Origin of the sequence: Pseudomonas sp. NCHU5216, assembly GCF_052156495.1 — a bacterium.
Lineage (GTDB): Bacteria > Pseudomonadota > Gammaproteobacteria > Pseudomonadales > Pseudomonadaceae > Aquipseudomonas.
The window spans coordinates 1-20192 of record NZ_JBQLIX010000013.1 but is presented as its reverse complement, the minus strand read 5'-3'; the positions used below and the strand labels follow the sequence as shown (position 1 = coordinate 20192).

General features: G+C 65.0%; 15 protein-coding genes and 2 pseudogenes. 2 read left to right on the top strand and 15 right to left on the bottom strand.

Features of this window, described 5'->3' with window-relative positions; all coding sequences use genetic code 11:
- Positions 1-24 precede the first annotated feature (24 nt).
- The 10 genes and pseudogenes from pcaF to ACSVIK_RS11505 form a co-directional block, all read right to left on the bottom strand.
- A complete protein-coding gene (pcaF, locus tag ACSVIK_RS11550; RefSeq protein ID WP_442444466.1) occupies positions 25-1230 on the bottom strand; it encodes a 3-oxoadipyl-CoA thiolase in 1206 nt (401 codons plus the stop codon).
- Complete coding sequence (locus ACSVIK_RS11545) at positions 1227-2009, bottom strand: CoA-transferase subunit beta (protein ID WP_442444465.1); 783 nt, start codon at positions 2007-2009, stop codon at positions 1227-1229. The genes pcaF and ACSVIK_RS11545 overlap by 4 nt, the downstream gene beginning before the upstream one ends.
- Complete coding sequence (locus tag ACSVIK_RS11540) at positions 2009-2860, bottom strand: CoA transferase subunit A (protein WP_442444464.1); 852 nt, start codon at positions 2858-2860, stop codon at positions 2009-2011. Before ACSVIK_RS11540 ends, ACSVIK_RS11545 begins: the two co-directional genes overlap by 1 nt.
- A gap of 131 nt (positions 2861-2991) precedes the next feature.
- The gene (locus ACSVIK_RS11535; protein WP_442444463.1) at positions 2992-3837 is read right to left on the bottom strand and encodes an IclR family transcriptional regulator; all 846 of its coding nucleotides are present in this window, start codon (positions 3835-3837) and stop codon (positions 2992-2994) included.
- Between the two features lie 154 nt (positions 3838-3991).
- A complete protein-coding gene (gene pcaG, locus ACSVIK_RS11530) occupies positions 3992-4600 on the bottom strand; it encodes a protocatechuate 3,4-dioxygenase subunit alpha (protein ID WP_442444462.1) in 609 nt (202 codons plus the stop codon).
- 12 nt (positions 4601-4612) lie between these two features.
- Entirely contained in the window at positions 4613-5332 is a 720-nt protein-coding gene (gene pcaH / locus ACSVIK_RS11525; RefSeq protein WP_442444461.1) for a protocatechuate 3,4-dioxygenase subunit beta, read from the bottom strand.
- A gap of 92 nt (positions 5333-5424) precedes the next feature.
- Positions 5425-6354: a pca operon transcription factor PcaQ gene (gene pcaQ, locus ACSVIK_RS11520; RefSeq protein WP_442444460.1), complete on the bottom strand. Its 930-nt coding sequence runs from the start codon at positions 6352-6354 to the stop codon at positions 5425-5427.
- Positions 6351-7208: a helix-turn-helix domain-containing protein gene (locus tag ACSVIK_RS11515; RefSeq protein WP_442444459.1), complete on the bottom strand. Its 858-nt coding sequence runs from the start codon at positions 7206-7208 to the stop codon at positions 6351-6353. Before ACSVIK_RS11515 ends, pcaQ begins: the two co-directional genes overlap by 4 nt.
- 190 nt (positions 7209-7398) lie before the next feature.
- Positions 7399-7905 (bottom strand): annotated as a pseudogene (locus tag ACSVIK_RS11510) (methyl-accepting chemotaxis protein); the annotation flags it as partial.
- A 348-nt stretch (positions 7906-8253) separates the two neighbouring features.
- Positions 8254-9339 (bottom strand): annotated as a pseudogene (locus ACSVIK_RS11505) (HAMP domain-containing protein); the annotation flags it as partial.
- Positions 9340-9784: 445 nt separating this feature from the next.
- On the opposite strand from ACSVIK_RS11505, the gene pobA reads away from it, so the two are divergent.
- On the top strand, positions 9785-10969 hold the full coding sequence (gene pobA / locus ACSVIK_RS11500; RefSeq protein ID WP_442444458.1) for a 4-hydroxybenzoate 3-monooxygenase: 1185 nt from the start codon (positions 9785-9787) through the stop codon (positions 10967-10969).
- Positions 10970-11114: 145 nt separating this feature from the next.
- On the opposite strand, the gene ACSVIK_RS11495 is transcribed toward pobA, so the two are convergent.
- The 5 genes from ACSVIK_RS11495 to mhpT form a co-directional block, all read right to left on the bottom strand.
- Positions 11115-12347, bottom strand: coding sequence for a thiolase family protein (locus ACSVIK_RS11495; protein WP_442444457.1), 1233 nt, complete (start codon positions 12345-12347; stop codon positions 11115-11117).
- Positions 12344-14212: a feruloyl-CoA synthase gene (locus ACSVIK_RS11490; RefSeq protein WP_442444456.1), complete on the bottom strand. Its 1869-nt coding sequence runs from the start codon at positions 14210-14212 to the stop codon at positions 12344-12346. Before ACSVIK_RS11490 ends, ACSVIK_RS11495 begins: the two co-directional genes overlap by 4 nt.
- Positions 14213-14345: 133 nt before the next feature.
- On the bottom strand, positions 14346-15788 hold the full coding sequence (locus ACSVIK_RS11485) for an aldehyde dehydrogenase (RefSeq protein WP_442444455.1): 1443 nt from the start codon (positions 15786-15788) through the stop codon (positions 14346-14348).
- Positions 15789-15847: 59 nt separating this feature from the next.
- Positions 15848-16678, bottom strand: a complete 831-nt coding sequence (locus tag ACSVIK_RS11480) for a p-hydroxycinnamoyl CoA hydratase/lyase (protein WP_442444454.1) — start codon at positions 16676-16678, stop codon at positions 15848-15850.
- A 185-nt stretch (positions 16679-16863) separates the two neighbouring features.
- Complete coding sequence (gene mhpT, locus ACSVIK_RS11475) at positions 16864-18066, bottom strand: 3-(3-hydroxy-phenyl)propionate transporter MhpT (RefSeq protein ID WP_442444453.1); 1203 nt, start codon at positions 18064-18066, stop codon at positions 16864-16866.
- A 304-nt stretch (positions 18067-18370) separates the two neighbouring features.
- Between mhpT and ACSVIK_RS11470 the strand changes: the two genes are divergently transcribed.
- The gene (locus ACSVIK_RS11470; protein WP_442444452.1) at positions 18371-19663 is read left to right on the top strand and encodes an OprD family porin; all 1293 of its coding nucleotides are present in this window, start codon (positions 18371-18373) and stop codon (positions 19661-19663) included.
- Positions 19664-20192 lie beyond the last annotated feature (529 nt).

The following is a 20192-nucleotide window of genomic DNA, read 5'->3' as shown; positions in this document are numbered from 1 at the left end:
GTGCGCTGTGCGCACCAACAAACCTCAAACCCGCTCGATGGCCAGCGCCAGACCCTGGCCGACGCCCACGCACATGGTCGCCAGGCCGAGCTTGCCACCAGTCTTCTCCAGATGATGCACGGCGGTCAGCACCAGGCGGTTGCCGCTCATGCCCAGCGGGTGGCCGAGGGCGATGGCGCCGCCGTTCGGGTTGACCTTGGCGCTGTCGTCCGGCAGGCCGAGGTCGCGAGTGACGGCCAGGCCTTGAGCGGCGAAGGCCTCGTTCAGCTCGATCACGTCGAACTGCTCGATGCTCAGGTCCAGCCGCGCCAGCAGCTTGCGCACCGCCGGCACCGGGCCGACGCCCATGATGCGCGGCGCGACGCCGCCGCTGGCCATGCCCAGCACCTTGGCACGTGGCTTGAGGCCGTATTTCTTAACAGCTTCAGCCGAGGCCAGGATCATCGCCGAGGCACCATCGTTGAGGCCCGAGGCATTGCCTGCGGTGACGGTCTTGCCTTCGCCATTGACCGGCTTGAGCTTGGCCAAGCCTTCAGAGGTGGTATCGGCACGCGGGTGTTCGTCACGGTCGACGACGATCTCGCCCTTCTTGCTCTTGATCACCACCGGGACGATTTCCTCGGCGTAGTAGCCGCTCTCCTGAGCCGCCGCCGCACGCTGCTGGCTGCGCAGGCCGAAGGCATCCTGGTCAGCGCGGCTGATGCCGTAGTCCTCGGCGACGTTGTCACCGGTGACCGGCATCGGGTCGACGCCGTACTGCGCTTTCATCAGCGGGTTGACGAAGCGCCAGCCCAGGGTGGTGTCTTCCAGCTTCTGGCCGCGACCGAAGGCGCTGTCGGCCTTGCCCATCACGTAGGGCGCGCGGGTCATGGACTCGACGCCCGCAGCGATGGCCAGCTCCATTTCGCCCGTGGCGATGGCGCGGAAGGCGGCACCCACCGCCTCCATGCCCGAGGCGCACAGGCGATTGAGGGTCACGCCCGGCACCGTTTCCGGCAGGCCGGCAAGCAGCAGCGCCATACGGGCGACGTTGCGGTTGTCCTCGCCGGACTGGTTGGCGCAGCCCATGAACACTTCATCGACGGCAGACCAGTCGACCTGAGGGTTACGCTCGATAAGCGCCTTGAGCGGTATCGCCGCCAGGTCGTCGGCGCGCACCGCCGACAGCGCGCCATTGAGGCGGCCAATCGGCGTGCGGATGGCGTCGCAGATAAATACCTCGCGGCTCATTCCTCACCTCCGGCCTGGCCGTGGGCGGCGGCGGTGCGCGCTTCCAGATCGCGCAGGGCGGCCAGTTCGGCGGCAGTCGGCGCCTCGGTGGTGGTCACGCTGTCGGCGAAGCGAATCTGCCAGCCGGTGTTCTCGATCACCTGCTCGCGGGTCACGCCCGGGTGCAGCGAGGTGACGATGAATTCGTTGGTGCCGGCTTCCGGCTCCATGATGCACAGGTCGGTGATGATCGCCACCGGGCCTTCGCCCGGCAGGCCTAGCTGCTTGCGATGGTCACCGCCCTCGCCGTGACCGACCGAGGTGATGAAGGCCAGCTTGTCGACGAAGGTGCGATGGCCCTGCTTGAGGATGATCAGCACCTTCTTCGCCGAACCGGCGATTTCCGGCGCGCCACCGGCGCCCGGCAGGCGCACTTTCGGCGCGTGGTAATCGCCGATCACAGTGGTGTTGATGTTGCCGTACTTGTCCACCTGGGCGGCGCCGAGGAAGCCGACGTCGATGCGCCCGCCCTGCAGCCAGTAGCGAAAGATCTCGCCGGTCGGCACCACGGTGTCGGCGGTTTCGGCCAGCTCGCCGTCACCGATGGACAGCGGCAGCACGCTCGGCTTGGCGCCAATCGGGCCGGATTCGTAGATCAGCACCACTTCCGGGGCGTGGGTCAGGCGCGCTAGGTTGGCGGCCTTGGATGGCAGGCCGATGCCGACGAAGCAGACGCTGCCATTGCCGAGGCGGCGCGCGGCGGCCACGGTCATCATTTCGTTGGTGTTGAACTCGCTCATCACTTAGCCTCCCCATTCACTTTTGCCTGGTATTGCGCAAAATCCTCGGTGCCACGGATGTAGCGGTCGATCCAGGCGGTGAAGGTGTCGCGGTCGCGGGCAATCGGATCCCAGGCCTGATAGAAGCGGTTGTCGCGCTCGTAGTAACCGTGGGCGTAGGACGGATGAGCACCACCAGGCACCACGCAAACGGCGCTGATGGCCCAGGTCGGCAGCACGCAGGCATTCATCGGTGCCTGCAGGTCGTCGACGATTTCTTCCACCGTGACGATGCAGCGCTTGGCGGCCAGGGCGGCTTCCTTCTGCACACCGAGGATGCCCTGGATCAGCACGTTGCCCTTGCGGTCGGCCTTCTGCGCGTGGATCACGGTGACGTCCGGGCGCACGCTGGGGATCGCCGCCAACTTCTCGCCGCTGAACGGGCAGTCGATGAACTTGATGTCCGGGTTGACCTTGACCAGGTCGGAACCCTGATAGCCGCGCAGCACGGCGAACGGCAGGTTGGAGGCACCGGCCACGTAGGCGTTGGCCATGGCGGCGTGGCTGTGCTCGCTGATTTCTAGCTTGTGCGGCCAGTGCTTCTCCACCGCGTCGCGCAGGCGATGCAGCGAGCCGACGCCGGGGTTGCCGCCCCAGGAAAAGGTCAGCTTGCGCGCGCAACCGGCACCGATCAGCAGGTCGTAGACCAGATCCGGGGTCATGCGCACCAAGTGCAGGTCTTTCTTGCCCTGGCGAATCAACTCGTGGGCAGCGGCAGTGGGAATCAGGTGGGTAAAGCCTTCGAGGGCGATGCAGTCGCCGTCGTGGACATGGCGCGAAACGGCTTCGCGCAGGGTGGTGATGTCGGCCATCGTGGTGTTCTCGTCAGGTTGCAGATGCCACCGAGGGGCGTGGCGGATGACTGCAACATTAAGAAACGGCCTTGCCGAGAACAATCCGATAATCGCCATACCGGGCGATTATCGAACTAATTCCTGCTATCTCAGGCAGGACGAAAGAGCTGCCCGCTCAGCTCACGACTGGCATTGAGCATCAGCGGCAGGAAGCGCTTCTCCAGCTCGGCCACCGGCACACGGCTGGCGTGGGTGCTGATGTTCATGGCGGCCAGCACGTGGCCAGCCGAGTCGTACACCGGCACTGCCAGCGAGCGCAGGCCCTGCTCCAGTTCCTGGTCGACGATGCACCAGCCCTGCTGGCGCACGCGCTGCAGGCACTCCCACAACGCCTCGGGGCTGTGCAGGGTGCGGCTGGTCTTGGGTTGCAGTTCGGCGTGGGCCAGGTAGTCCTGTAGCTGGTCATCGTCCAGCGCGGCCAGGAGGATGCGGCCCATGGAGGTGCAGTAGGCTGGCAGGCGGCTGCCGACGCTCAGATCCACCGAGATCAGCCGCTGCGGAATCGCCGAGCGCGCCAGGTACAGCACCTGCTCGCCTTCCAGCGTGGCCAGGTTGCAGGCCTCGTGCAGTTGCTCGCTGAGGCGGTCGAGAAAGGGCTGCGCGGACACCGCCAGCGGTGTCGACGACAGGTAGGCATGACCCAGGGTGAGCACCTTGGGCAGCAGCGAGTAGGTGCGCCCGTCGGTGGTCACGTAGCCCAGCTTCATCAGCGTATAGAGGCAGCGGCGCACGGCGGCACGGGGAATCTCGGTGCGGTGGCTGATCTGCGCGATGGTCAGGTGGCGTTTACGCTCCTGAAAGGCATTGATCACCGCCAGGCCACGGGCCAGAGAGGTCATGAAGTTGGGGTCACCGGCGAACTCTTCGATGCGCTTGGCCGGCGACACATAGGGTGGCGGCGCCAGGCTGGCAAGGGGCGGACGATTTTCGCTCATGGGGCCTCCGAGTCTGGATGGACAGCACCTGGCGATTATCGAACTAGCGTGCGGTAATCGTAAAGCCTCGCCAGAAGCAGCAGGCCGCCGCCGGGCGCACCCTCTCATCCAGAGGCCGGCGCGTACCTCGCAGAAGCACGCACCGGCGCACGACTCAGAAGTCGAAGAAGACCGTCTCGCCCTCCCCCTGGATGCGGATATCGAAGCGATAGGCCGGCTTGCCGTCCACTTCGCAGCGCCTGGCGATCAGCGTCTCGCGGCGCTCGGGCTGTTCGATCAGGTTGAGCACCGGATCCTTGGCGTTGGCCTCGGCTTCGTCCTCGAAATACAGACGGGTATTGAGGTGAATGTTGATGCCACGGGCGAACAGCGCGACGTTGATGTGCGGCGCCATCGGCACCCCGGCGGCGTTGTGTACCACGCCCGGCTTGACCGTATAGGCGAACCATTCGCTACCGGCATCGAAGGTGGTAGCGGTGCGGCCGAAGCCATTGAACGCTTTGGATTGATCGTAATCCTCGTGGTACTGGCCCTGATGATCGGCCTGCCACAGTTCGAGGAAGGCATCGCGTACCAGGTGGCCATTGCCGTCATAGACGTGGCCGAGCAGCACGATGTGCTCCCCCGGCGCATCGGGCGCCGCCATCTGGTTCCAGATTTCCTGCTCGCGGGTCGGGTTGCCGGCCGCAGCCAGGGCCAGGCCGATATGCACATAGGGGCCGGCGGTTTGCGAGGGGGTTTCCGGCAGTAGTTCAACAGGCATGGTCATCCCTCCTTACTTGTTCTCGAAATGGGTTCGGCGTTGGCCACGCAGCACGATATCGAAGCGATAGGCCAGGCAATCCATCGGGTTGGCGGTGCCCATGTCCAGCTTGGCGATCAGCGTCTGCACCGCATCCGGGTTGGCGATGGACTTGACGATGGGGCACAGCGGAATCAGCGGGTCGCCCTCGAAGTACAGTTGGGTGATCAACCGTGTGGCGATAGACGGGCCGCTGATGGAGAAGTGGATATGTGCCGGGCGCCAGTCGTTGGGGTTGTTGCGCCACGGATAGGGGCCGGGCTTGATGGTGCGGAAGCTGTAGCGCCCTTCGCTGTCGGTCAGGGCGCGGCCAACGCCGCCGAAGTTGGGGTCGAGCGGCGCCAGGTAACGGTCGTTCTTGTGCCGGTAGCGGCCACCGGCATTGGCTTGCCACATTTCCACCAGGGTATGCGGGATCGGTTTGCCGTACTGATCCATCACCCGGCCGGAAACGATGATGCGCTCGCCGATGGGCAGGCCACCGTTGTTGAAGTTGAGCAGCAGATCGTTGTCGTGCTCGGCGAACTTCAGGTGTGAGAAGTCCGGGCCGCTGATCTCACTAATCGACTGCGGGATGCTCACCAGCGCCTGGCGTGGAGAGCGGGTGATGGAGGTCTTGTAGTCGGGGGTGAAGGCTTTCGGGTGCCAGTTACGGTCGCGGATGACGAAACGGCGATTGTCCTCGGCAGGCATGGCGCGCTCCTGTTATGGGTTGTTGTCGCCAGTGTCTGGCAGAACGCGCACCACGAACATTGAAAAGACGCCGCCGCTACATAACCGATAGGTTATGGAAAATCACCATCACGATAGGCCTGCGCCACCTCGCGCAACAGCTCGCAGAAGCGTTCGGCAGCCAGCGACAGCCCCAGCGCGCCGTTGCGGCATATGCCCACCGAGCCGCCCGGCTCGCGCACCGGCAGGTGCAGCTCGGCCAGTTCGCCACGCTGCACGTCCAGGCGCACCGCGTCCTGCGGCGCCACCCACAGCGCATCGCTGCACAGCACGTAGCGTCGGCTCAGCGCCGGCGACAGGGTTTCCAGGCGCTGCCGCGAGGGCGTAACCCCACATTGCACGAACAGGCTATCGGCATGCTTGCGGATGGTGGTGCCCTGCGTCGGCAAAACCAGGGGGTAATCCCCGAGGTGCGCCAGCGTCTCGCCAATAGCCAGCAGCGGATGGCCGGGGCGCACCACCAGGGTCAGCGACTCGCTATACAGGTGCTCGAAGGTCAGGCCCTGAATATCCGGGCTGTCGGTCATGCGGCCGATCACGAGATCCAGCTCACCGACGCGCAACTGCCCGAGCAGGTAGGCCCCAGGCCCGGTGGCAACGCTGACCACCAAGGCCTCATGGCCTGCGTGCAGGCGTCGCACCACCTCCGGCATCAGCAGGCTCTCCACCGTCGACAGCACGCCGACGCGCACCTGCCCGGCCTCGTGTTCGCCAGCGCGCAAGCTGTTCACGCCGTCGCGCAGTGCCTGCACGCAAGGCCCGGCGTAGCGCATGAAGGCGATCCCGGCGCTGGTCAGGGTCACGCCCTGGCGGCCACGCTCGAACAGGCTGGCACCGAGGATGTCTTCCAGCTCCTTGAGCGTCTTGGAGATCGCCGGCTGGCTCACGGCCAAAGCATCGGCGGCCTTGGCGAAGCTGCGCTGGCGGGCGATCTCGAGAAATCCCAGCAGATGGCGAAACTTGATACGGGTGTCGAGATTCATCGCTGGCTCCGGAAGTCCTTGGGCGTGTACCCCGTGCCGCGGCGAAAGAAGCGCGAGAAATAGGCCGCCTCGGAAAAGCCCAGGCTGTCGGCCACCTGGGCAATGGTCATGGAGGTGTACACCAGGTTGCGCTTGGCTTCGAGCAACAGGCGCTGGTGCAGCAATTGCAGCCCCGAGTGCCCGGCCAGGCGCCGACACAGGCTGTTGAGGTGCGCCACGCTCAGGCCCAGTTGCGAGGCATACCAGTCCAGCGGACGATGTTCGCGGTAGTGCTGCTCCACCAGAGCCTGAAAACGCCGCAGGTGATTGCGCCCGCGGTCGCTGGGCAAGGCCTCGGCACGCTCGTCGGCCAGGGCCTGGCGCGCCAGCCAGACCAGCAGCGCGCTGATCAACGACTGCAGCATCAGCTCACGCCCCGTCTCGTGTCGCCCGTACTCCTGTGCCAGGGTGGCGAACAGCACGTCCAGGCGACCTTCATGCCCCTCGGCCGGATAGCACGCGGCCTGGCTCAGCGGTGGCCGCTCCAGAGCCTCCCCCATATGCTCGACCAACGGCTGCGCCAGGGTCAGCACATGGCCCTGGATATCCTCGGAAAAGCGAAAGGCATGCACGCACAGCGCCGGCACCACCTGCACCGCCGCCTGCTCGAGCACCCGCACCTGACCGTCGATCTCCACCTCGGCATGGCCGCTCTGGATGTACAGCACCTGCAGCAGATCGCTGTGCAGATGGGCACGGATCTCCCAGCCATGCAGGCGGCTGCGCTCGGCGATCGACTCGCAATGGATCAGATCCGGCGTCGGCCAGGCGCGCTCTTCGCCATAGAGTTTGAATACGGGCACCTGGCCGGTCATGGCAATCCTCGAAACGTGCAAGTAACGCAGCCAATGATGCCTGTAAGCAGTGGCTGGATATATCGAAAAATGCAGTTTCTGTGGATGAGGAAGTCTGGCATGGGCTGCAAACACCACCGCCGAACCAGAGTTCGGCGGTGCAGTGTGGCGTCAGCTCATGGGCGCCAAAGGCATGCGGCTACGACAGGTTCTAGGTGCGGAAGCGCCCCACCAGCCCATGTAGCTGCTCGGACAGTTGCGCCAGCTCCTGCGAATCGCGGTGTGCCGACTGCGCGAGGTTTTCCACCAGCAGCGCATCCTCCTGGATCTGAGCGATGTGGCGGTTGATGTCCTCGGCCACCTGATGCTGCTCCTCGGCCGCCGTGGCGATCTGGGTGTTCTGGTCACGAATGTGATCCACCGCGCCACGAATCTGCTCGAAGCTCTGGCTGGCCATGCCGATGCGCTCGACGCTGGCCTGGGACATTTCCAGGCTGTTCTGCATCTGCCGGGTCACCTCTTGCGTGCGCCGTGCCAGGCCGCCCAGCAGGCTGTCGATCTCGCCGGTGGAGTCGGCCGTGCGCTGAGCCAGGGCCCGTACTTCGTCGGCCACCACGGCGAAACCACGGCCCTGGTCACCGGCGCGGGCGGCCTCGATGGCGGCGTTGAGCGCCAGCAGGTTGGTCTGCTCGGCGATAGAGCGAATGGTGCCAAGGATGGCGTTGATGTTCTGGCTGTCCTGTTCCAGCGCCTGCAAGGCCTGGGCCGACTGCTTGAGGTTGTCGCTCAGGCGCGTGACGCTGTCGGTGGCATCCTCGATCTGCGCCTGCCCGGCGTGCACCTGGCGCTGGCCATCGTCGGCAGAGGTGGCGGCCTCGCTGCACGAGCGCGCCACTTCGTTGGCGGTGGCGACCATCTCGTTGAAGGCGGTGGAAACCATTTCCACGGCGCCGCGCTGCCGTTCGGCCACATCGTTCATGTCGTGGGCGACGCGGGTCGAACCCTCGGAGGTATGGCGCAGTGCTGCAGACGCTTCGATGACGTTCTGCACCAGTTGCCGAATGCTGCCGAGGAACTGGTTGAACCAGCGCGCCAGCAGCGCGGTTTCGTCCTTGCCCTGTACGGCCAGGCTGCGGGTCAGATCGCCTTCGCCCTGGGCGATGTTCTCCAGGCCGTTGGCCACGCTGCGGATCGGGGTGACGATGAGCTTGGCGAACACCGCCCCCACCACGGCGAAGACCACCGCCAGCAGCAACACGATGATGCCGATCTGCCAGGTCAGGGCGTTGGCCTTGGCCATCACCTCGCCGCGCTCGATCAAGCCGATGAAGCGCCAGCCGAGGGTCGGCGACGTCCAGATATTGGCCATGTAGCGCGTGCCGTCGAGTTCCACCTCCAGCAGACCATCGGCCCCGGTCATGCGCGCATAGTCGCCGCCCAGGTCGTTGAGCGACTTGAAGTTGTGCTCGGCGTTGCGTGGATCGACCAGCACGTTGCCACTGGCCTCTGTCAGCATCAGGTAGCCGGTTTCACCGAGCTTGATCTGCTTGACCAGGTCGGTGAGCTGCTTGAGCGACACGTCCAGCCCCACCACCCCGGCGATATTGCCCTGAGCATCGTTGACGGTGCGCACGGTGCCGATCAGCACCGCATCGTCCGGCGCCCAGTAGTAGGCGGCGGTGCGCAGCGTCTTGCCAGGAGAGGCCATGGCGGTCTTGTACCAGGGTCGCACGCGCGGGTCATAGCTCTTCAGGCCCGGGTCACTCGGCCAGATGGCATAGCCGCCATCGACCCGGCCATAGGACAGATAGGCCGTGGTCGGGTGGGCCTTGGCGAAGCGATCGAAGAAGCTTTCCATGTCCTGATTGGTCTGTGGCAGCGGCATGCTCGGCGCATCGGCCGAGGAGTAGTTCTTCAAGGTCGGTGCCGCCACCACCTGCGGCAGGCTGGCGATGTAGTCGACGTTCTCGCTGACGCCCTTGAAGAACATGGCCATGGCGTTGTCGACCTGGCGAATCTCCCTCTTGCTGCCGTCGAGAAAATCCGCCTGTGCCTGCACGCGCAGATTATAGATGACCACCGCGGCCACCAGGAGGATGGGCACGCAGGCGATAGCGGCAAATGCCCAGGTCAGCTTCTGCTTGATGTTCATTGGAATTGTTCTCTCTTGTAAGGGAAATCCGCCCTCTGCACGCAGGCATTAGCGAATGGATTCAACAGGCTATCGGCATTTTCTCGACACGCTTGAGAGCTGCGAACAAACGCGGCCCCTGTGCCAGCAAGCAGATTCTCCCTCCCCGGATACCTTCGCCGACAGGCATCCAGATCGTCGCCATTCAAGCGACCCTAGGCAAGGTTTAGACCAGAACGCCATCAACTACCAGTAGCTTCATGAGCCGATGAACCGCCACCCCGGCTGTCCACCCAGGCATCGACCCTGCCTGGGGCATGAATACGAGTTTCCCGCCCCACGAAAATCATCAGAAAGTCCAAGTATCCATGCAAATAGTGCCTTCATGAGCCGCCTGGATACCTCAAAAATACAGCTTCCAGTATTCCTGCCTTGCAAGCGGCAGTTACCCCAAGGGACAACAACAATGAAAACCCAAGTTGCAATCATCGGTGCCGGTCCGTCCGGCCTGTTGCTCGGCCAATTGCTGCACAAGGCCGGTATCGACAACGTCATCATCGAACGCCAGAGCCCCGACTACGTACTCGGTCGCATCCGTGCCGGCGTGCTCGAACAGGGCATGGTCGACCTGCTGCGCGAAGCCGGCGTCAGCGAGCGCATGGATCGCGAAGGCCTGGTGCACGATGGCTTCGAGCTGGCCTTCGATGACCGCCTGGAACGCATCGACCTGCGTGGCCTGACCGGCGGCAAGACGGTCATGGTCTACGGCCAGACCGAAGTCACCCGCGACCTGATGGAAGCCCGCAGCGCCTGCGGCGCGCCGAGCTTCTACGAGGCCAGCGATGTGCAGTTGCATGAGCTCAAGGGCCAGCAGCCCTATGTCACCTTCAGGCACGAAGGCCAGCTTATACATCTGGACTGCCAGCAAATCGCCGGCTGCGACGGCTTCCATGGCGTATCGCGCCAGTCCATTCCCGAGGGTGTGCTCAAGGAATTCGAGCGGGTGTACCCCTTCGGCTGGCTCGGCGTGCTGGCCGACACCCCGCCGGTGCATGACGAACTGATCTATGCCAACCATGAACGCGGCTTCGCCCTGTGCAGCATGCGCTCGCCGACGCGCACCCGTTACTACGTGCAGGTCAGCATCGAGGAGAAGGTGGAGGACTGGTCGGACGAGCGTTTCTGGGACGAACTCAAGCGCCGCCTGCCCAAGCAGACCGCCGCCAAGCTGGTCACCGGCCCCTCCATCGAGAAGAGCATCGCGCCGCTGCGCAGCTTCGTGGTCGAACCCATGCAGTACGGCCACCTGTTCCTGGTCGGCGACGCTGCGCACATCGTCCCGCCCACCGGCGCCAAGGGCCTTAACCTGGCCGCCAGCGACGTCAGTACGCTGTACCGCATTCTGCGCAAGGTGCATCAGCAAGGCCGCACGGATCTGCTGGAGAAGTACTCGGAAATCTGCCTGCGGCGCATCTGGAAAGCCGAACGCTTTTCCTGGTGGATGACCTCGATGCTGCACCGCTTCCCCGACACCGACGCCTTCAGCCAGCGCATGCAGCAGACCGAGCTGGACTACTTCGTCGGCTCAGAAGCCGGCCGTCGCACCATTGCCGAAAACTACGTCGGCCTGCCCTACGAAGCGGTGGAATGATGAAGAAGGCGGTGGATCGTCGATCCGCCGCCCTCCTCCATCATCTGCATCGCGGTCATCGCGGCTAAAGCCCCCACAGAAGATGGGCTGTGTGTGGAGCGGCTTCAGCCGCGCCAAGCTAGCGCGCTCATCGCGCACTAATACCTCACCGGCCAGCCGGATTTTCCAGCAACAAGGCCATGCCCTGCCCGCCACCGATGCAGGCGGCGGCGATGCCGTAGCGGGTGCCGCGCGCCTGCAATTGGCGGGCAACAGTATGTGCCAGGCGCAAGCCGGTGGCGGCCAGTGGGTGGCCGAGGGCGATGGCGCCGCCATGACGGTTGAGCCGGGATGGATCCAGCTCCAGCTCGCGCTGCACGGCCAGCACTTGAGCACCCTGGGCCTCGTTGATCTCCAGGCTGTCGATGACATCCAGGCTCAGCCCGGCGCCGTTGAGCAGCAGGCGGATCGCCGGTGCCGGGCCGATACCCATGATTTCCGGCGGCACACCGACCACCGCGCTGGCGCGCAGCAAGGCCAAGGGCGACTCAGCGGTTCGGGCATCGCCCACCAGCACGGCGGCAGCGCCATCGACCAGCGCGCAACTGTTGCCAGCGGTCTGCACCGAGCCTGGGCTGACCGGCGACAGCGCCGCCAAGGCTTCGGCACTGGTCTGCCGGGGATGGCTGTCACGATCCAGCTGGGTGACCTTGCGCGGCAGGCTCAGATGGCGAGGCTGATAGCCAGCCAGCTCGAAACGGCTACTGCTCACTGGTGCGATCTCGTCGTCGAACCAGCCTTCGGCCTGCGCAGCCAATGCCTTGTCGAAGCTGCCCAGGGCGAAGGCATCCACCTCTTCACGGCGCACGCCATAGCGCTGGGCCAGGTTCTGTGCGGTGTCGATCATGGTCTGGGCGATGGCCGGATCGAGCAGCGCCTCCCAGAGGAAGTCCTTGAAGCCCACTGGCGCACCGAGGCGAAAACCACCCCGATGCTCATAGCTGGCGATGGGATTGCGCGACATGGATTCGGCCGCCACGCACAGCGCCAGGCTGGCACTGCCGCGTTCGAGCTGGGTGCCGGCCTGGCGCAGCAGCTCCAGGCCAGTGCCGCAGATGCGCTGTACCGCCAGCGCCGGCACTTCGATCGGCACACCGGCGTACAGGCCGATATGCCGCGGCAGCATGTAAGCATCGAAACTGGCCTGGGCCATGCTGCCGGCCAGTACGCTATCGACCTGCTCGCCACCGATGCCGGCCCGTGCCAGCACGGCGCGGGCGACATGGATGCCCAGATCGATGGGCGACACCTGGGCCAGCGGCCCGCAGTAGCCGATCCAGGGCGTGCGCGCGGCAGCCAGCAGCGCGACCTGCTCGAAGGCCTCGAACTGGCCCTTCATGGCCGCGCCTGGGCTAGCACGCAATGCGCAGCCGGGTCGGCGTAGAGGCGCTCGATCAGCTCGGCGCGGCGGCTGAGCACCGCGCGCTGGTTGAGCGAGCCCTTGTCGGTGATCTCGCCGGCGTCCAGGCTCGGCGCCTCACTCATCAGGCAGGCCCAGGCGATATGCGAGGCCAGCCCGGTGGCTTCGCGGTTGAGTTCCTCCAGCAGCCCGGCCAGCCATTGGCGCACGGGTTCGGCGGCCAGTACCGCTTCGACACTGGCATCGCTCGGCAGCCCGGCCAGTGCGCGGCAGGCCGGCACGCTGGGAAATACCAGCAGGCCGATACGCTGACGATCCGGCCCGGTGACCACCGCGTCCTGCACATAGGGCGCGCCCTGCAGGATGACGCGGGTGCGCAGCGGCCCGACGCTGACGAACACGCCGGTGCTGAGCTTGAAGTCCTCGGCGATACGCCCGTCGAACATCAGCCCCCAATGCGGGTTTTGCGCATCGGCAAAGCGCAGGGCATCGCCAGTGCGGTAGTAGCCCTCCTCGTCGAAGGCCTCGCTGTTGAGTTCGGCCTGGCGCCAGTAGCCGGGCATCACATGCGGGCCACGGAAGCGCGCTTCCAGCTTGCCGTCCACCGGCGTCAGCTTGACCTCACAGCCCGGCGCCGGCAGGCCGACGTAGCCGGCCAGCGACAGCGGCCCGGTGGTGAAGGTGCAGGACGGCGCCGTTTCGGTCATGCCCAGGCCGGCCATCATGCGGATACGCTCGCCGCAATGCTGCTCGGCCACACGATCCAGGCGATCCCAGACCGGCTGACTGAGGCCGGCGCCGGCGAAGAAGAACAGCTTCATGCGCGCGAAGAAGCGCTCGCGCAGCTCGCCATCCTGCTCCAGCGCCGCCACCAGCTCCTCCCAGCCCTTGGGCACGGTGAGGTAGGCGGTGGGCGAGATGTCCTTGAGGTTGCGCAGGGTTTCGCCGAACAACTGCGGCGTCGGCCGGCCGTCGTCGAGGTACAGGCTGCCGCCGTTGTACAGCACGATGCCAACGTTGTGGCTGCCACCGAAGGTGTGGTTCCACGGCAGCCAGTCCACCAGCACCGGCGGCTCCTCACCGAATACCGGGAAGGTCTGTAGCAGCATCTGCTGGTTGGCGCAGAGCATGCGTTGAGTGGTGACCACCGCCTTGGGCAGCTTGGTCGAGCCACTGGTGAAGAGGAACTTGGCGATGCTATCCGGGCCGGTGCGGGCGAAGGCGGCATCGGCGGCGGCCAGGTCGCGCGGCGCCAGCAGCTCGTCGAAGCGCAGAGCCTGACGCCCCGCCACCTCGCCCTGCACCAGCAGCAAGGGCACGTCAGCCGGCACCACCGCTTCGATAGCGCGGCTGAAGGCGGCGCCATCGGCTGCCATCACCAGGCCCGGATTCAGCAGGTCGAAGATGTGCTGCAGCTTGGCGTAGTCGCGGGCCACGGTGGCATAGGCCGGCGACACCGGGCAGTACGGCACGCCGATGTACATGGCGGCCAAGGCCAGTTGCAGGTGCTCGAGGTCGTTGCCGGAGAGAATCACCAGCGGGCGTTGCTCGCTCAGGTCATGCTCGAGCAGATGCGCGGCAATGCAGCGCACCCGCGCCAGCATGTCGCGGTAGCTGATGTGCTGCCACTGGCCATCGCCGCCACGGCGGGCGACGAAGGTGTGCTCGCCACGCACCTCGGCCCAGTGCAGCAGGCGGTCGAGCAGGCGCGGCGGCAGTTCGGCCAGGGGCTCGCGGGCCTTGAGATAAACGCTGCCGGCCCGCTCCTCGATATGCACGTCCGGCGTGCCCAGGGCCACCGGGCGATAGCGGGCAGCGAGCGGTTGGGAGGATGCATTGTTCACTTGTTATTACCTCCGGTCGTGCAGGTTCGGGCACGACGCGACGCCGGGGGCTTCCCGGCAAACTCGATTCGGGGCGCTCACAGCCCGTTCAAAGACTCACGGGCTAGAGCTATGCAAGGCTGTTTCCGATTGTTCAGATCGGGTAATGGCGCGGGCCGTTCTGCATCGTCACCCAACGCAACTGGGTGAAGTGGTCGATGCTCGCGCTGGAACCGAAGCTGCCATAACCGCTGGACTTCACCCCACCAAAGGGCATCGGCGCCTCGTCGTGCACGGTCGGCCCGTTGATATGGCAGATGCCCGATTCGACCCGCTGCGCCAGATTCAACGCACGGGACACGTCACGGCTGAAGATCGCCGAGGACAGGCCGAACTCCGAGTCGTTGGCCAGGCGCAGCAGTTCTTCGTCGCCCTGCCCGCGCAGGATCACTGCCACCGGGCCGAAGGATTCCTCGCGGTACAGGCGCATGGCCGGGGTGACGCGGTCGAGCAGCACCGGCTGCATCACGCTGCCGTCGATCTGCCCGCCGGCCAGCAGCACGGCGCCCTTGTCCACGGCATCCTGCACCAGGCTCATGATGCGCTCGCCAGCGGCGGCGTCGATCAGCGAACCGAGCACCGCCTCACCCGGCAGGCCGGCCTTGAGCGTGGCGACCTTGGCGGCCAGGCGCGCGGCGAAGTCGTCGGCGATGCGCTCGTCGACCACCAGGCGCTCGGTGGACATGCAGATCTGCCCCTGGTTGAAGTAGGCGCCGAAGGCCGAGGCGGCCACGGCCTGCTCCAGGTCGGCATCGTCCAGCACCAGCAGCGGCGCCTTGCCACCCAGCTCCAGCACTGCCGGTTTCAGATGCTTCGCGGCGAGCTGACCGATGATGCGCCCGACATGGGTGGAGCCGGTGAAATTGACCCGGCGCACCGCCGGGTTGCCCACCAGCCGTTCGACGATGGCGGCGGCATCGGCCGGTGCATTGCTGATGACGTTGACCACGCCATCGCCGAGGCCGGCCTGCTGCAGTACTTCGCCGATCAGCGCATGCACCGCCGGGCTGTTTTCCGACGCCTTGAGCACCACGGTGTTGCCGCAGGCCAGGGGCATGGCCAGGGCGCGAGTGCCGAGGATGATCGGCGCGTTCCACGGGGCGATACCCAGCACCACGCCACAGGGCTGACGCAGCGCCATGGCGAAGCTGCCCGGCACGTCGGAAGGAATCACCTCGCCCTTGATCTGGGTGGTCATGCCGGCGGCATCACGCAGCATGTTGGCCGCCAGCTTGACGTTGAAGCCATACCAGTCGGCAGTGGCGCCGGTTTCCACGGCCATGGCCATGAAGCGCTCGCGGTTGGCCTCGAGCAAACGCGCGGCTTCCAGCAGGCGCGCGCGGCGCTCGCCCGGCCCCAATGCGGCCCAGGCCGGAAAGGCCGCCTGCGCGGCAGCGACGGCGGCATCGGCGTCTTCCAGGGTGGCGGCGGCGACGCGGCTGACGACCTCGCCGGTGAAGGGGCTACGGCGCTCGAATACCGCGCCGCCCGTGGCCGGGCGCGTCTGCCCGGCGATCAGCAAAGGCACATCGAACATGGTCTGGCTCCATCTTGTGATTGTTATCCAGGGGGCGGGCACGACCGCCCCAGCACAGCTCAGCGCTTGTAGGCTTGCAGGCCCGGCTTGATGCTCTTGTCGTCGAGGAACTGCTTCATGCCCTGCTCGCGGCCACCTTCCTTGTCCAGCAGGCGCGACTGGTCGAGCTTGGCGTACAGGTAGTCTTCGTTCTGCTCCCAGGTCAGCTCGCGGCAGCGCTTGAAGCCGATCTTCGCCGCGCGCATCACCACCGGGTTCTTCTCCAGCAGATTACGCGCCAGTTCGATGGTGGTCTCGCGCAGTTGCGCCAGCGGCACGCTCTCGTTGACCAGGCCCATCTCGGCGGCCTTCTGCCCACCGAAGGTCTTGCCGGTCATGATGTAGTACAGCGACTGGCGGTGGCCCACGGTGTCGGCCATGGCCTTGCTCACCAGGTTGCCCGGCGGGATGCCCCAGTTGATTTCCGACAGGCCGAAGGTGGCCTCGTCGGCGCAGATGGCCAGGTCGCATGCCACCAGCGGGCTGAAGCCACCGCCGAAGCACCAGCCATTGACCATGGCGATGGTGGGCTTGGCGTACATGCGCAGCAGCTTCCACTGCCAGGTCGAGGCCTCGCGGCGAATCTTCTCCTGGAGGATTTCCGGGCCGGCGTCGACTTCACGGAAGTATTCCTTGAGATCCATGCCCGCCGTCCAGGACTCGCCTGCGCCAGTCAGCACCAGCACGCCGACGTCGGCATCCTGCTCCAGGGTTTCCAGCACATCGACCATCTCGCGGTTGAGGGTCGGGCTCATGGCGTTGCGTTTTTCCGGGCGATTGAGGATGACCCAGCCGATGCCCTCTTCGACTTCGACCTTCACGGTTTGCCAGCGCGATTCGTACTTGCTCATTTGGGTGTCCTGCATGTGTGGGTAGATGTGCTCAAGGTAGGCTGAGCATATAGTTATGTCAATTAACTATTTTCGCGAAATGTTCGATCATCGCCCGAATAAATGGTGAGCCAACGAGGATAAAGGTTATCGAGCTAACAAAATCAACGGCTCAGCCATCTGAAGCCGGGCGCGCTTCCGTCCGCTCAGGTCGCAGCCAAGGTGCGGCGCTCGCGACTGCCCATGGCCACCACCACCAGCGCCGCCACCAGCAGGCCAGGTGCAGCCGCCATCAGCACCCCTGCCGTACCAGCGCCTGCGGCCAGAATGTGCCCGGCAGCCAACGGCCCGCTCACCGAACCCAGGCGGCCGATGGCGACGGCCGCACCAACGCCTGTGGCACGCACCTGAGTGGGGTAGTAGGCCGGCGCCAGGGCGTAGAGCAGCAGTTGCGCCGCCATGACGAACACGCCAGCGGCAAAGCCTGCCGAGGCCATGCTGGCCAGGCTGCTGGACAAACCGATACCGGCCAGCGCCAATAGCAGGCCCAGGTAGATCGACAGCACCACCGGGGTACGTTGGAAGCGATCGAGCAACACCCCACCGAGCAGCGAACCCAGCGCGCCGCCGATGTTGAAGGCCATCTGTACCAGGCCAGCCTGCGGCTTGCTGAAACCCAACTCCAGCAGCAGCGACGGCAGCCAGTTGAGCAGCATGTACATCACCGTCAGGGTGAAGAAGTAACTGATCCACAGCGACAGGGTGATGCGCGTGCGCCCTTCGCCGCAGAGGGCCTCCAGGGTCGAAGGCCGTGCCTGCGAGAGATTGCCCTGCTCACGGTTGAAGGCCGAGGACTCCGGCAGCAGCCAGAGCATCAGCGGTGCGATGGCCAAGGGCGCCACGCCACCGACGATGAACACCCATTGCCAGGCTTCTCCGGCCAGCATGCCGATCACCGCCGCACCTGCGCCGCCCAGCGGCACGCCGCAATACATGATGCTGATGGCCGTGCTGCGTTGACGTTCCTCCACGGCTTCCGCGCACAGCGCGATCAGGTTGGGCAACGCCGCGCCCAGGCCCAAGCCGGTGAGAAAACGTGCCGTCAGCAGGCCGGACAGGCTGCTGGTATAGGCCGTCCACAGGGAGAAGATGCCGAACAGCACCACAGCGGCGACCAGCACCTTCTTGCGCCCGATGCGGTCGGCAACATAGCCGCCAATAAAGGCGCCAGGCAGCAGGCCGATGATGCTGGCACTGAACATCCAGCCCATCATCCCCGGCTCCAGATCGAAGGCAGCGCGGATGCCGGCAGCCGCGATGCCAGCCGATTGCAGATCGAGCCCTTCGATCAGGGCAACGATGAAGCAGATGACGATGGTTAGCCGGGATCGGCTCGATGACGTAGTCATGAGGGCCTCGCTCTTGTTGTTTTTGTAAGGGAGTCGCAATGAGGCATTGGCAGCCTCGACAAGAAAGAGATTAACAAAGAAAACTAAAAAGACACCTCCGCGAAAACCTTACGAAAAATCCATATAATTCTTATAAAACAAATAGATAAATTCATATCAAGGCATGAAAGGAGAAAACATAGCGACGTTTTATGGGCGGTAATCGACCACTACAATTTGATAAGACCTCTAATCAAAACCATGCTCCCGAGCAGCGGCCACCTCTCCAGCGCCCGCAAAACAACAACAAGAAAGGATCTCGAGCATGTCCAAAGCTTCCATCGATGCCACCGCACGTCCGCTCTCAAGATTCATCGCCCTGAGCACGGCTGCCTTGGCCACGGGCGCACAGGCACAAGGTTTCATCGAGGACAGCCACGCCAGCCTGACCCTGCGCAACTACTACATGGATCGCGACTACCAGGATGGCGGCGCCAAGTCCGAGGCCCGCGAATGGGCGCAGGGCTTCATCCTCAAGTTCCAGTCCGGTTTCAGCGAAGGCCCGCTCGGTTTCGGCCTGGACGCCACCGGCCTGCTGGGTCTCAAGCTGGACTCCTCGCCGTCGCGCAGCGGCACCGAACTGCTGCCGGTATCGCCCAGCAGTGGCCGCGCCGCCGATGAATATTCACGCCTGGGCCTGACCGGCAAGATGAAGTTCGACAAGACCCTGCTGCAAGCCGGCGACCTCAACCTGGCCCTGCCCTCGGCCCTGTCCAGTCCGTCACGCCTGCTGCCACAGACCTTTCGCGGCGGTTACCTGAGCTCCGCGCAGATCGACGGCCTGACCCTGCACGGCGGCTACGTGGATCGCATCGCCAAGCGCAACTCCACCGACTACGAGGCCATGACAGTCGCTTCGCCCAACGGCCGTTTCAATGGCCGTGCCACCACCTCGCACATGGCCTTCGTCGGCGGCGACTACGCCCTGAGCCCGGAACTGACCCTCAAGGCCCATTACCTGGAAGTGGCCGACCTCTACGACCAGGGTTACCTCGGCGCCCTGCACAAGATGCCGGTCGGCCCCGGCACCCTGAGCACCGACCTGCGCGCCTTCTTCAGCGGCGAGAACGGCAGCGCCGATGCCGGCAAGGTGGACAACCGCCACCTGTCGCTGCAATTCGCCTATGCCCTGAACGGCCACCGCTGGACGCTCGGCTACGCCCACCAGAGCGGCGACACCGCCACGCCCTACATCTCCGGCACCGAACTCATGGGCATCAGCGAAATGACCATGAGCTCCGACTACCTCAACCCCAAGGAGCGCATGTGGCAGGCCATCTGGGACTACGACTTCGCCGCCGCCGGCATCCCCGGCCTGACCGCACGCCTGCGCTACGTGCGCGGCGACAACATCGAGCTGGCCGCCTTCAACCTCGATGAACGCAAGGAGCGCGAGGCGCAGTGGGAAATGGGCTACGTGATCCAGAGCGGCCCGCTGCGCGGCGTCGGCCTGCGCGTGCGGCAATCCTTCTACCGCAACGACTTCCCCGCCGGCGCTGCCTTCCGCGACGAAAACCAGACGCGCCTGATGGCCACCTATACCTTGCCGATCTTGTGAGGCGCAGGTAAGTACCTCATCAGCAATTGGCCCGCTGAATGGCGGGCCAATTGTTTATGGCGCATGGCTGCGCTTATCAGGTTGGCTGCATTCGCACGCACTACAGCGCGACCGGGGTGAACAGCATCAGCTCCGCCGACATTCCTCTTACTTCACAACCATCCACGTAATGGATAGGTCACATAGCTCTCAACTATCTGGTTGGATACCTAACGAAGTCCTACGCTGATGCCTCCATGCTCAGGAGTACATCATCATGCACATGAACAGCCGCTTCGCCGCTGCCTTATTGGCAGCCACCTTGTGGCAATTCCCTTTAGCGCACGCCCAGCAGACGCCGCCCCCCGTACCCAGCCATGCCGTACAGCAGGAGTCAGGCAGCTACAACGTGAGTGTCGGGGATATCAAAGTAACCGCGCTTAGGGAAAGTCTGAAGAAGACTTCCCGTTTCAGGTGAAATAGGCCAATCCCGTTGCCCGAGTTTCTCAATGAAGCAGATGACTTTCGCCGACGCCGAATACGCCGGTAA

What these genes read in the sequence shown, in the direction of transcription:
- pcaF (WP_442444466.1), bottom strand. Translation starts at nt 1,230, where the DNA reads ATGAGCCGCGAGGTATTTATCTGCGACGCCATCCGCACGCCGATTGGC.
- ACSVIK_RS11545 (WP_442444465.1), bottom strand. Translation starts at nt 2,009, where the DNA reads ATGAGCGAGTTCAACACCAACGAAATGATGACCGTGGCCGCCGCGCGC.
- ACSVIK_RS11540 (WP_442444464.1), bottom strand. Translation starts at nt 2,860, where the DNA reads ATGGCCGACATCACCACCCTGCGCGAAGCCGTTTCGCGCCATGTCCAC.
- ACSVIK_RS11535 (WP_442444463.1), bottom strand. Translation starts at nt 3,837, where the DNA reads ATGAGCGAAAATCGTCCGCCCCTTGCCAGCCTGGCGCCGCCACCCTAT.
- pcaG (WP_442444462.1), bottom strand. Translation starts at nt 4,600, where the DNA reads ATGCCTGTTGAACTACTGCCGGAAACCCCCTCGCAAACCGCCGGCCCC.
- pcaH (WP_442444461.1), bottom strand. Translation starts at nt 5,332, where the DNA reads ATGCCTGCCGAGGACAATCGCCGTTTCGTCATCCGCGACCGTAACTGG.
- pcaQ (WP_442444460.1), bottom strand. Translation starts at nt 6,354, where the DNA reads ATGAATCTCGACACCCGTATCAAGTTTCGCCATCTGCTGGGATTTCTC.
- ACSVIK_RS11515 (WP_442444459.1), bottom strand. Translation starts at nt 7,208, where the DNA reads ATGACCGGCCAGGTGCCCGTATTCAAACTCTATGGCGAAGAGCGCGCC.
- pobA (WP_442444458.1), top strand. Translation starts at nt 9,785, where the DNA reads ATGAAAACCCAAGTTGCAATCATCGGTGCCGGTCCGTCCGGCCTGTTG.
- ACSVIK_RS11495 (WP_442444457.1), bottom strand. Translation starts at nt 12,347, where the DNA reads ATGAAGGGCCAGTTCGAGGCCTTCGAGCAGGTCGCGCTGCTGGCTGCC.
- ACSVIK_RS11485 (WP_442444455.1), bottom strand. Translation starts at nt 15,788, where the DNA reads ATGTTCGATGTGCCTTTGCTGATCGCCGGGCAGACGCGCCCGGCCACG.
- ACSVIK_RS11480 (WP_442444454.1), bottom strand. Translation starts at nt 16,678, where the DNA reads ATGAGCAAGTACGAATCGCGCTGGCAAACCGTGAAGGTCGAAGTCGAA.
- mhpT (WP_442444453.1), bottom strand. Translation starts at nt 18,066, where the DNA reads ATGACTACGTCATCGAGCCGATCCCGGCTAACCATCGTCATCTGCTTC.
- ACSVIK_RS11470 (WP_442444452.1), top strand. Translation starts at nt 18,371, where the DNA reads ATGTCCAAAGCTTCCATCGATGCCACCGCACGTCCGCTCTCAAGATTC.